This is a genomic window from Pseudomonas sp. FGI182 (assembly GCF_000511325.1).
Taxonomy (GTDB): Bacteria; Pseudomonadota; Gammaproteobacteria; order Pseudomonadales; family Pseudomonadaceae; genus Aquipseudomonas; species Aquipseudomonas putida_Z.
In genome coordinates this window covers 2784181-2796222 of record NZ_CP007012.1, presented here as the reverse complement: position 1 = coordinate 2796222, position 12042 = coordinate 2784181, and the positions used below count along the sequence as shown (strand labels likewise).

Here is a 12042-nt window from a genome sequence, read left to right as displayed (position 1 = left end):
TTTCCTGTGCTGGCCTCTTCGCGGGCTTGCCCGCTCCCACAGGATCGCCGCAGCCCTCTGGGCCTGTGCAAGGCTCTGTGGGAGCGGGCAAGCCCGCGAAGAGGCCGGCACAAACAGTAGATAACTCAGTGCACAGCCACATCCTGCCGCCCTGCCCACCCTTGGCTCCTTGCCCGGTACTGCCGCGGGGCAATGGCGAACAGCTCACGGAAGCGCCGGTAGAAATGCGGGAAGCTGACAAACCCGCTGGCCACCGCCACTTCGGTCAATGACTTGCTGGTGTGCTGCAGCAACTGTCGTGCATGGGTCAACCGCAGCTCCAGATAGTAACGCGGCGGCGTGGCCTGTACATGCCGGCGGAACAGGCGCTCCAGATGCCGCCTGGACAAGCCGGCATGCTCGGCGATCTCGTCGATGCCGATCGGGTCTTCGATATTGGCGTGCATCAGCTCCAGGGCCAGGCGCACGCCGTTGGGCAGGCTGGGGTCGATTTCCGGCGAGCTGGCAGGTGCATCACTCAGTACCCGCGCCCGGTCGCACGCCAGCATCTGCTCCACGGCGCGGCGCAACGCTACGCCACCGCACTGTTCAAGCAGCGCCAGCATCATGTCCAGCGCGCTACTGGCGCCCGCGCAGCTCATGCGCCGGCGGTCCAGCACATGGGCCTGGCGGCTGATGCGCACCTTGGGGAACAGCTCGCTCATCATCGCCCGGCCATCGGGGTGGAAGGCGCAATCATGGTCGTTGAGCAAACCGGCTTCGGCCAGGAAGTAGGCACCGTTCCACAAACCGCCCAGCTGGCAGCCGTGCTGGTCGGCCTGACGCAGCCTGGCGCGCAGCAGCGGTGCGGTTTCCAGGCGCACTCGGAAGCCGCCGCACACCAGCAGGCAGTCCAGGCCTTGCACCTCCAGGTCGGCCAGCTGGGTGTTGACCGGCAGGGCGATGCCAAGGTCACTCATCACCTGGGTACCCTCACCCACCACCTGGACCTGGAACAACGGCGTGGCACTCATCAGGTTGGCGGTGACCAGGCTGTCCATGGCGGCGGTGAAGGCCATCATCGAGAAGTGCTCACGCAGGACGAAGGCGACACGCTGGCATGGCATCGACAGCGAAGTGCGGATGGCCGGGTCCAGGTGGGCCAGGTTGGTGTTCTTGAGGATGCTTTCGAAGTGGCTCATGGCTTTAACTCTACTGCGGAAATCGCGGTGGCCTCTTCGCGGGCTTGCCCGCTCCCACAGGGAAACCACAGTACTCAAGCCTGTGGTGATCCTGTGGGAGCGGGCAAGCCCGCGAAGAAGCCAGCACTGATGGAACAGGTTACTTGCTGGCCTGTGCAGCCGCGTCACGCGATGCCTGCAGCCACTGGTCGAACTGCTGGCGGTGCGCCGCTACCCATTCCTTGGCATGGCGGGTGATGTCGGCAGGCTTCTTCTCGCCCTGCTGCATCTTCAGGTTCTGGTTGCTCTCGTCGTCGGTGCTGATCTGCACCAGCGACAGGAACTTCAGCGCTGCCGGGTTCTCTTCGGCAAAGTCCTTGTTCAGCACGGCCACCACCTTGTCGATGGCAAAGCCGAGGTTTTTGCCGTGGTACATCGTGTCGACATCATTCTTGCCATCCGGCAGGTCGGTCTTCGGCACTTCCAGCCAGACCACGTCCCTGCCCTCGACCAGCACGCTGGCGATCCACTGTGGCACCCAGGTGAAGTAGAAGATCGGCTTGCCTTCCTTGTAACGGGTGATGGTGTCGGCCATCAGCGCGAAGTACGAGCCCTGGTTGACGGTGATGCTCTTGTCCAGGTCGTAGGCTTTCATGTGGTGGGCAATCACCAGCTCGCAACCCCAGCCCGGGTTGCAACCGGTCATGTCGGCCTTGCCGTCACCGTCGGTGTCGAACAGCTTGGCGATCTCTGGCTTTTTGAGGTCGGTGATGTACTTGATGTTGTACTGGTCAGCGGTTTTCTTGTCGATCAGGTAGCCTTGGGCCACGCCCGGCAGAATGTCGCCGGTCTTGACCATCACATCGTCACCACCGGCCTGCTGGTAAAACTGGTTGTGCAGTTTGTCCCACAGGTGCACGGTGAAGTCGGCATCGCCGTTGGCCAGGGCCACCATCATCACGCCGTACTCGGTCTCCTTAGGCTCCTGGACCTTGTAGCCCAGCTCGCGCAGGCCTTCCATGGCCACTTCGCCACGGAAGCGCTCTTCGGCGATGGAGGGGAAGATCGGCGTAACCTTCACGCCCTCCCCCGGTTTTTCGGCCGAGGCGTGCGCGCCCAGCGCGGCTGCCACCAGGGTCAGCGCAGTGGCGCATTTGAGGATGCTGCGGGAGAACTTGGATTCGTGCATCGTCGCTTACCTTCTTCTGATTTTTATCTTCAAGTGCGGCAGATCGAACGTCTCAAAAGCCTTGCAGTGCTCAGGCGGTCTTGCGCCGCCCTTGCGGTTGCGCCACGCCACACAGGCGCATGACCACGCCTACCGGGCCGGTGTGGTACCAGCGCAGGCTCGGGTCGGCGCTGGTGCGGGCGCCCATGGCCTGGGTCAGGCGGTCAAGGAAGATCGCCAGCAGCACCAGCCCTACGCCACCGACCGTGGCCAAGCCCATGTCGAGGCGGCCGATACCGCGCAGGACCATCTGGCCCAGGCCGCCGACGGAAATCATCGAGGCGATCACCACCATCGACAGCGACAGCATCAGGGTCTGGTTGAGGCCGGCCATGATGGTCGAGGTGGCCAACGGCAGTTGCACGCGGGTCAGCATCTGCCGTGGGGTGCAGCCGAAGGCACGGGCGGCCTCGATCTTGTCTTCCGGCACCTGGCGAATGCCCAGGTTGGTCAGGCGCACCAGTGGCGGCAAGGCGAACACGATGGTCACCAGCACGCCGGGCACGTTGCCGATGCCGAACAGCATCACCACCGGTACCAGGTAGACGAAGGCCGGCAGGGTCTGCATGGCGTCGAGCAGCGGGCGGATGATGCGCTCCAGGCGATCGCTGCGGGCACACAGGATGCCTAGCGGTATGCCGATGACCGCGCAGAAGAACACCGAGGTCAGCACCAGCGCCAGGGTGGTCATGGATTCGGCCCATACGCCGATCAGCCCTAGCAAGGTCAGGGTGACGAAGCACAGCACGGCCATGCGCTTGCCGGCCAGCTGCCAGCCCAGCAGCGAGGAGAGGATGATGCCGATGGTGGGTGGGATGCTCTGCAGGGTGAACTCGATGCCATTGAGCACTTGGTCGATCGGCCAGCGGATGGCGCGGAACACCTCGCGGAAGTTGTGCACCAGGAAGTTCAGGGTGGCGGTGACCCAGTCGCCCAAGGGGATGGTGGCCGCCTGGAACGGGTCGAGAATGCTGAATTCGGACATGAGGGTGTACCTCTGGGTATTAGTGGCGGCTCAGGGTCTGCAACAGCTCGTTCTTCGACAGCGTGCCCTTGAAGGCGCCCTGGCGGTCGAGCACCGGTACCGGGTACGGCAGGTCGGCCGCCACCCCGAGCACTTCGTGCAGTGGCGTATCGGTGTACACCGGGCACTGCTCGTGCAGGCTGTAACGCTCACTGGCGGTAGCGCCGTTGGCGTCGGTGTCGACCACGCCCAGCAACTGCCCTCGGTCGTCGACCAGGTAGCCGAACGGCACGCCGGCCTGGAAGCTCGGGGCCTTGCCGTTGACCTTGCACACCACCGCCGGGTCGAACTTGGCCACATCACCGGCCTTGAGCACCCGCGAGCTGTCGAAGCTCTTGAAGAAGGTGCGCACGTAGTCGTTGGCCGGCTGGTTGATCAGCTCCTGCGGGGTGCCGATCTGCACCACGCGGCCACCTTCCATGATCGCGATGCGGTGGCCGATGCGGATGGCTTCCTCGATGTCGTGGGAAATGAAGATGATGGTGCGCTGCTGCTCGGCCTGCAGGCGGATCAGCTCGCCCTGCATTTCGCTGCGGATCAGCGGGTCGAGCGCGGAGAACGCCTCGTCCATCAGCAGGATCGCCGGGTCGTTGGCCAGGGCCCGGGCCAGGCCTACACGCTGCTGCATACCGCCAGACAACTGGTGCGGGTAGCTGTTTTCATGGCCGGCCAGGCCAACCTGGCTCAATGCTTCACGGGCGCGGCTGTGGCGTTCGGCCTCCGCTACGCCGGCAATCTCCAGGCCGAACGCGGTGTTTTCCAGCACGCTCATGTGCGGCATCAGCGCAAAGGACTGGAACACCATGCCCATTTCCTTGCGGCGCACATCCAGCAGGGCTTTGTCGGAGAGCCCGGTGATTTCCTTGCCGTTGAGGTGAATGCTGCCGGAGGTGGGCTCGATCAGGCGGTTGAACAGCCGCACCATGGTCGACTTGCCCGAACCGGACAGGCCCATGATGACGAAGATTTCGCCACGCTTGACGGAAAAGCTTGCATCGAACACGCCGACGACGTGGCCGGTCTTGCTGAAGATTTCATTCTTGTCGGCCCCCTTGCGGAGCATCTCCATGGCCATGTTCGGGTTGGGACCGAACACTTTGAAGATGTTTTTTACCGAAAGAATCTCATCGGCATGGCTCATACGACCCTCTTTATTATGCTTATTAACCAATCTTTCAACATCGCACTTTCAATAAGGCGGGTAGAGATCAGTGCGAGTACGCTTGGCAGTCCGTTCAAATTCGAACGTGAGTCAAAACCGGCACGCAGAATGTCCTGCTTCAAAATTGTCCGACTATCGATGTCTCGAATGTCGCGCCGTGGGTTTAACGTTAGGCCTTGATCCAGAGCGGGTCCAACGACATTTGTTTCACGCAAACCATTACCTGAAGTTATCAATCAGGGCCTGAGCCCCGAGCCAGAGCCTGGCGCAGTACGCTTGAATGCAGGCGCAGCCTTGTGCTGCGAAGAGACCGGCTCATACACTTGAGCCTTGGGTGCCTGTAGGGGCCCTTTCGCAGCACAAGGCTGCTCCTACAAAGGACTGCACCCCACCGACATGGTCAGACACTCCGAACCCGATCAGACGCTGATCAAGATGCCCTCGCTGCGTGCGGTCAAAGTCTTCGTCGCCGCCGCCAAGTACCAGAACTTCACCCGCGCCGCCGAGGCGCTGTGCGTGACCCAGGCAGCGGTCAGCCGGCAAATCCGCGAACTGGAAACCTACCTGGGCGCCGAGTTGTTCACCCGCGTGGGCCGTGCGGTGGAGCTGACGGTGGCCGGTTCGATCTTCTTCGATGCGGTGCAGTTGTCGTTCGTCAACATTTCCCAGGCTGCCGAGCGCATTCGCAGCAACACCAACAGCAAGCAGGTGGTCACCCTGTGCTGTTCGCCGGCCTTCGCCGCCTTGTGGATGGGGCCGCGGATGCCGAGGTTCTTCGATGAGAACCCGGACATCGACATCAACCTGGTGACCACGCAGAACTTCCTGGCCATGGAGCCCGGGGTGCGCCCGGACATCTACATCACCAAACTGGGCAAGGTGCAGGCGGGCTACAGCTCGCACCAGCTCAACCACGACGTGATCTACCCGGTGTGCACGCCGCTGTACCTGGCGCAGCACCCAGAAGTGCGTACCCTGCAGGGGCTGCGAGATGGCACGTTGTTGAACCTCAGCCCTTATGGCCGCTCGCAGGTGGCCGAGCACGTGGACTGGAACGTCTGGCTGGCGTTCCATGACATCGACCTGAAAAGCCGCGCCAACACCGGCCCGCACTTCTTCAATGCCAACGATTACAACCTGCTGGTGCAGCTGGCCCTGGGTGGCCAGGGCGTGGCGCTGGGCTGGCACCACCTGGTAGAGCCGCTGGTGGCCCAAGGGCTGCTGGCAAGGCCGGTGGAAGAGGAACTGGTGCTCAAGGATACCTTCCACTTCCTGGCGTTCAACGAAGACAAGGACCATGACTCCAGTTGCTGCCGCTTGCGGGACTGGTTGCTGGCGGAGTTTCAGCCGTTGCTGGAGTCGTTGCGTACCCGCTGAATGTCGGTTGCCTGTGCTGGCCCCTTCGCGGGCACGCCCGCTCCCACAGGGATATCACCAGCCTGAAGGGCGATGAAGTACCTGTGGGAGCGGGCATGCCCGCGAAGAGGCCGGTACAGGCAACCCGGAACCACCCATTTCACTGCACCGGCAGGAAGTTCATCAACAGCAGGCTTTGCGCATAATTCAAGCCAATCCGCCTGTACCGCTCATCCAGCAACTCCGCCAGCAAATCCAGCCGTGCCACGATCTTGCCGAACTCCACGGCAAAACTCAGGTTGCTGCCCTCTTCCGAGATTTCGTTGGAGAACAACAGCAGCACGCCATTGGCATCCTGCCGCTGGCTCAACATCCAGGTGGCCTTCTCGATATTGCGTGCCGCGTTGTTGACGAACAGCGGGTCGATGGTATCGGTCATGTAGAACTCGGTACGCCCGCCGTGCGCGGTGATCAGCATGCTGCCGATGGCGTAGATGAAGGCGCCCACCCGGTCACCGCGAAACTCGGGGCTCAGGGCATAGCTCAAGGCTGCCAGGTCGCGACGGTTGCCCAATTGCGGCAAGGGCTGGCGTTGTTCGATGGCGATACGGATCTGCCGCTCGGCAGTGGCCGCGTCCACGTAGCCGGACAGCTTCCACTGGTTGGGGTTGCGCAGGTAAAGCTTGTTCATCAGCAGGTACAAGCTCTGCAGGTTGTCGCGCATGGACAGCGTGGCCAGGCGGTCGACGCTGGTCTGGAACAGTTCGCTGGGCTTGCCGTTGCCGAGCTGGTTGACCATGTCGCGACCCTGCTGCTGGGTGCAGGCGCACAGGCACGTGAGGGTGCCTGCCAATAGCAGGCGGAGGAAGAATTTTGGCTTGCTTGCAACCATCGGCACCGGGTCGATATTCGGCGGCCGCACCGGGGATCAGTGTGGCCTGGCCAAGCATAGAGCCCGGAAATTGGAAAAAGTGCGGTGATCGGGGGGGGATACCTTTGCCGGCCTCTTCGCGGGCTTGCCCGCTCCCACAGGGACCGCACAGCCCGCAGCACCTGTGATGAACCTGTGGGAGCGGGCAAGCCCGCGAAGGGGCCGGCGCAGGCAACACATGGATCACATGGCGTGACGCAACATCTCCACCACCTGCGCATGCAGCGCCGGGTCACCACAGGCCACCACGCACCCGCCATTCTGCGCGCTGCTGCCATCCCACGCCGTGATCACCCCGCCCGCCCCTTCAATGATCGGCATCAGCGCCTGCACGTCATACGGCTGCAGGCTCGCCTCGACGATCACGTCGACAAACCCGCAAGCCAGCATGCAGTAGGCATAGCAATCGCCACCGTAGCGCATCAGGCGCGCCTTGCCGGCAACGGCCTCGAACGCAGCCTTGCGCGCGGCGGTATCGAACATGTCCGGCGTGGTGCACATCAGCGTGGCCGAGGCCAGGTCGGCACAGGCGCGGGTCTGCAACGGCGTACCGCTGCGCCAGGCGCCTTCCGGTGTGCCGACAAAGCGTTCGCCGGTGAACGGCTGGTTCATCACCCCTACCACCGGGCGCGTGCCGTCGTTCAGGGCAATCAGCGTGCCCCACAGCGGCAGGCCGGTGATGAAGGCACGGGTGCCGTCGATCGGGTCGAGCACCCAGGTCAGCGGGCTGCTGCCGACTGCCACGCCGGCTTCTTCACCGAGAATGCCGTGGTCGGGATAGCGGGCCTGGATCAGCTCGCGCATGGCGTCCTCGGCTGCCTTGTCGGCCACGGTCACCGGGTCGTACAGGCGCCCACCCTTGTCCTCGACGTCCAGGCTGGCGCGAAAGTATGGCTTGATCGCCACGGCAGCAGCATCGGCCAGCTGCTCGGCGAAGGCGCGGAATTCACCGATCTGTTCAGCACTCAGGGACATGGGGCGGGCCTCGTGAAAATGATGGGGTCCGCATCATACCCGACACACCGTGCCGCGCCAGCCTCCGTCGGCCGCTCATGCGGCCCTGCGCGGTCTAGACTGAACAAGACCAGATCACCGGGGGGCTGCCACACGTGGAGGTGTGAGATGAGCCAGTTCAAGCGTCTGTTCGTCATGCTCGGCCCGCAGATGCGCCACACGCCGGCGCTGCAACGTGCTGCGGCGTTGGCGGAATCCAGCGGGGCCTTGCTGGATATCAACGTGTTCGTCGACGATGTCGACACCTTCGGTTTGATGAGCGATAGCCGCGAGCGTGAGCGGCTGCTCAGCGACAACCGCCAATGGCTGGCGGACGAAGCCGAACAACTGGCCAACGCCGGCCTGGATGTGTCTACCGAACTGCTGCTGACCCGCGATCCGCTGGGCAGCGTGCTGGAGCGGGTGGAACGGCTGGGTTGCGACCTGCTGATCAAGGATGTGCAGCACGAACCGGTGCTCAAGCGCCTGCTGGTAACGCCACTGGACTGGCAGTTGCTGAAGGACAGCCCGGTCGCCGTGCACCTGGTCAGCGATATCCGCCTGCCCCTGCCCCGGCAGATTGCCGCCGCGGTGGACCTGAACAGCCATGGCGCCGGCGAGCACCTGGATGAGCAGGTGATCCATTGCGCCCATGCCCTGGCCCTGCAGTGCAATGCCGAACTGCACCTGCTGCATGTGTGCGACGCGGCCAAGACCCACATTGCCGACTTCGGCGCCGGCACGGTGACCATGCCCGGCTTCGATGTCAGCGTGCGCACCGCGCAGCGGGCGGCGTTCAACCGGCTGGGCGACCACCACCAGATCCCGCTGGAGCGCAGGCACTTCCTGGAAGGGGCCGCGATCAAGGTGATTGCCCAGTTCGTCGGGCATAGCCGGGCGGATGTGATCGTGATGGGCAGCCACCGGCATGACGCCATGCAGACGTTCCTGGGCGGGACCACGGCGCATGTGCTGGAGCATCCGCTGTGCAATGTGCTGGCGATCAAGGCGGTTCGCTGAGAGCTGCTGCGCCTGAACTGGCCCCTTCGCGGGCACGCCCGCTCCCACAGGTCATGCACAAAGCCTGAGCCTGTGACGAACCTGTGGGAGCGGGCGTGCCCGCGAAGAATCCAGCACAAATTCCACTTGGTATCTGGTACACCAGTGCCACACAAAAAGAATGCATTTGATAATGATTCGTAGTAGTTTCTCGGCGCTTGCCCAACCTACCCTCAGCGCCCTACTCCAGGATCGTACCGTCGATGCGTCGCACGTTCGTTTCGCTTTGTGTGCTTCATGCTGTCTCCCCGCTGGCCTTTGCCGAGCCTGAACCGCTCGGCGAACCCGCCCAGATCGAACTCCAGGCCCTGAACATCACCAGCAGCGCCGACAGCGAACGTGCCGATGGCCCGGTCGAGGGCTACAAGGCTACCCGCTCGGCCAGCGCCACCCGCACCGACACCGCCCTGCACGAAACCCCGCAATCGGTCAGCGTGGTGCCCAAGGATGTACTGGAAGATACCGGCGCCACGCGCCTGCAGGATGGCCTGGACTACGCCGGCGGTGTCGGCCGCGCCAACAACTTCGGCGGCCAGGGCCTGACCACCTTCACCGTGCGTGGCTTCACCACCGGGGAGTTCTACCGCAACGGTTTCCCGATCAACCGCGGCTACCCCAACGCCCCCGACGCCAACACCGTCGAGCGCCTGGAAGTGATCCGCGGCCCGGCCAGCAGCCTGTACGGCCGTGGCGACCCCGGTGGCACCTTCAACGTGGTCAGCAAGCAGCCGCTGCCAGAGTCGAAAGTTACCCTGGGCAGCCAGTTCGATGACCAGGGCATGCACCGCGCGACCCTGGACGCCACCGGGCCGCTGAACCAGGACGGCTCGCTGGCCTACCGCCTGAACCTGCTGGGCGAAGGCGGCGAAAGCTTCCGTGACGACGTGGAAAGCGAGCGCTATGACGTGGCGCCGGTGCTCAGCTGGCAGGTCAACGACAGCACGAAGATCGTCTTCGAGGGCGATTTCATGCGCAATAACCACCCGCTGGACCGTGGCCTGACCCGCCTGCCCGGCCAGCTCGGCACAGCTTCGCGAGACACCAACATCTGGGAAAAAGGCAGCGACAACCTGCTGCACAACGACAACAACATGGCCCAGTTGCGTTTCGAGCACCTGCTCAACGACAACTGGACGCTGGGCGGTGGCATGCAGTGGCTCGACGGCTCACTCAAGGGCAACGCCGTGGAGGCCAACGCATTGCAGGCTGACGGCCGCACGCTGGGGCGCAACTTCAACTACCGCAAACTGGAGTGGACCGACCGCGACTACCAGCTCAACCTCACCGGCCACTTCGACACCGGCGGCTACGCTCATACACTGCTGACGGGCATCGAGTACGAAGACTACGACTACAACTCGATCATCCAGCGCTCGGCCAGCGGTGCCGATAAGTACCCGATTGACATCTTCGACCCGGTACTGGGCCAGCCACGCCCTGCCCTGACCCGCACCACCACCCATGACAAGGAAAACCTGAAGACCTGGGCGGCATTCATCCAGGACCAGGTGGCCCTGACCGAGCGACTGAAGGCGCTGGCGGGCGTGCGCTTCGAGCGCTTCGAGCACGATTACGACGACAAGCTGCCGACCAACCGCGACTTCAGCAAAGGCGAAAATGGCGTCACCCCACGCTTCGGCCTGATCTACGACCTGACCGATACGGTGGCGGTCTATGCCAACACCGCGCGCTCGTTCAAGCCCAACACGGGCACGCCAAGCGGGGGCGGAGGTTTCGACCCGGAAAAAGGCAAGTCCTACGAACTGGGTGTGAAATGGGAGGCACTCGACCGCCAGCTGAGCATCGACGCGGCGATCTATCACATCGTCAAGGAGAACGTCCTGGCGCGCGACCCGAACGACCCAACCGGTACCTACAGTATTGCGGCCGGCGAAGTGCGCAGCCGTGGCCTGGACATCAACATCGCCGGCAACCTGACGCCGGAGTGGCGCGTGATCGGTGGTTATGCCTACGTGGACGCCGAAGTGACCCAGGATACGACCCTGCCCAAGGGCACGCGCCTGGCCAACATTCCGCGCAACAGCTTCAGCCTGCTGAACACCTACGAGTTCCAGGATGGCCTGGCCAAGGGGCTGGGGTTGGGGGTTGGGGTGAAGTACGTGGATGATCGCGCCGGCCAGACGGCAGCCACGACCTACACCATGGAGCGCTACAGCGTGGTCGACCTGCTGAGCTTCTACAAGGTCAACGAACACGTGCGGTTGAACCTGGACGTGAAGAACGTTTTCAACAAGGGCTATGACGAAGGCGCGTTCAACAACTACGTCTACCCGGGTGCGCCGCGGACGGTGCAGGCTGGGGTTTCGTATACCTTCTGACCGTTCCTGGGGCTGCTTTGCAGCCCATCGCGACACAAGGCCGCTCCTACAAGGAAACCGCGATCTCCTGTAGGAGCGGCCTTGTGTCGCGATGGGCCGCAAAGCGGCCCCCCGGCCTCAGAACCCTTTGCTGTAGAACAGCGAGTACGACTCGATGCCGTCGTTAGGCTGCTTGAGCCCCGCGTTGGAGTAATGCATCGCGCGGATCCCCACCTTCTGCTCCCCCGGCAGTTTCAGGCCGAAGCCGATGCGGTCTTCGAAGTTGACCGACGAGCCCAGACGCTGGTCGCCCACGTCGGTCTTGGAAAACGCCGCCAGGCCAATGCCGGCCTCAATGTACGGGGTATAGGTGAAACCGCTGAACTCGTAGGTGAACACCGGGCTGAACGAAAGCGAGTGCGCGCCACTGGCCTCACCGCCTTCCCAATAGGTGTAGGCCGCATCCCAGTACCCGGTCAGATGACCGGTGCTGCTTTCCAGCCATTTCTTGTCCCAGTCGAACGACAGGCCGATACGGTAGGTCATGTCACCTTGGCCAGTGGCGCCAACGGCACCGCTCACCTGCGCTGCCTGGGCCAGATTCGCCCCGGCAAAGGCCAGCACTGCAGCAGCCAGCGAAGCTGCTAGACGGGTTTTCATCAATGACTTCTCCTGATGGTCTATACGGCAAGCGGGGGCTTGGGCCCCTCGATCTTATCTGGCGACCGGATGCATCCAGACCGGTCACACGAAGTAATACTTTTCTGATTATCGACCAGATAAACACAAAGTTGAAAGTGAATTGCCACCA

General features: G+C 63.2%; 10 protein-coding genes. 3 read left to right on the top strand and 7 right to left on the bottom strand.

The window, feature by feature from the left end:
* Nucleotides 1-125: 125 nt before the first annotated feature.
* From C163_RS12300 to C163_RS12285, 4 genes are all read right to left on the bottom strand, one after another.
* Nucleotides 126-1181, bottom strand: coding sequence for a GlxA family transcriptional regulator (locus C163_RS12300; protein WP_025339036.1), 1056 nt, complete (start codon nt 1179-1181; stop codon nt 126-128).
* A gap of 139 nt (nt 1182-1320) precedes the next feature.
* Nucleotides 1321-2349 carry a glycine betaine/L-proline ABC transporter substrate-binding protein ProX gene (gene proX / locus C163_RS12295; RefSeq protein ID WP_025339035.1) on the bottom strand — a complete coding sequence of 343 codons (1029 nt, stop codon included), beginning with the start codon at nt 2347-2349 and terminating at the stop codon, nt 1321-1323.
* 70 nt (nt 2350-2419) lie between these two features.
* Nucleotides 2420-3373, bottom strand: coding sequence for a glycine betaine/L-proline ABC transporter permease ProW (gene proW, locus C163_RS12290; RefSeq protein ID WP_025339034.1), 954 nt, complete (start codon nt 3371-3373; stop codon nt 2420-2422).
* Between the two features lie 19 nt (nt 3374-3392).
* The gene (locus C163_RS12285; RefSeq protein WP_025339033.1) at nt 3393-4553 is read right to left on the bottom strand and encodes a glycine betaine/L-proline ABC transporter ATP-binding protein; all 1161 of its coding nucleotides are present in this window, start codon (nt 4551-4553) and stop codon (nt 3393-3395) included.
* Nucleotides 4554-4970: 417 nt separating this feature from the next.
* Here C163_RS12285 and C163_RS12280 point away from each other — a divergent pair, with 417 nt between their 5' ends.
* Nucleotides 4971-5951: a LysR family transcriptional regulator gene (locus tag C163_RS12280; protein ID WP_025339032.1), complete on the top strand. Its 981-nt coding sequence runs from the start codon at nt 4971-4973 to the stop codon at nt 5949-5951.
* A gap of 139 nt (nt 5952-6090) precedes the next feature.
* Here the strand turns inward: C163_RS12280 and C163_RS12275 are convergent, their stop codons facing one another.
* Together C163_RS12275 and hisN are read right to left on the bottom strand one after the other, a co-directional pair.
* Nucleotides 6091-6822, bottom strand: coding sequence for a hypothetical protein (locus tag C163_RS12275; protein WP_025339031.1), 732 nt, complete (start codon nt 6820-6822; stop codon nt 6091-6093).
* A 222-nt stretch (nt 6823-7044) separates the two neighbouring features.
* Entirely contained in the window at nt 7045-7836 is a 792-nt protein-coding gene (gene hisN / locus C163_RS12270; protein ID WP_025339030.1) for a histidinol-phosphatase, read from the bottom strand.
* Nucleotides 7837-7983: 147 nt separating this feature from the next.
* On the opposite strand from hisN, the gene C163_RS12265 reads away from it, so the two are divergent.
* Both C163_RS12265 and C163_RS12260 read left to right on the top strand, forming a co-directional pair.
* Entirely contained in the window at nt 7984-8874 is an 891-nt protein-coding gene (locus tag C163_RS12265; RefSeq protein ID WP_025339029.1) for a universal stress protein, read from the top strand.
* A gap of 242 nt (nt 8875-9116) precedes the next feature.
* A complete protein-coding gene (locus C163_RS12260; protein WP_025339028.1) occupies nt 9117-11252 on the top strand; it encodes a TonB-dependent siderophore receptor in 2136 nt (711 codons plus the stop codon).
* Between the two features lie 117 nt (nt 11253-11369).
* On the opposite strand, the gene C163_RS12255 is transcribed toward C163_RS12260, so the two are convergent.
* Nucleotides 11370-11891 (bottom strand): acyloxyacyl hydrolase, encoded by a 522-nt coding sequence (locus tag C163_RS12255; protein ID WP_015270391.1) that lies wholly within the window; start codon nt 11889-11891, stop codon nt 11370-11372.
* Nucleotides 11892-12042 lie beyond the last annotated feature (151 nt).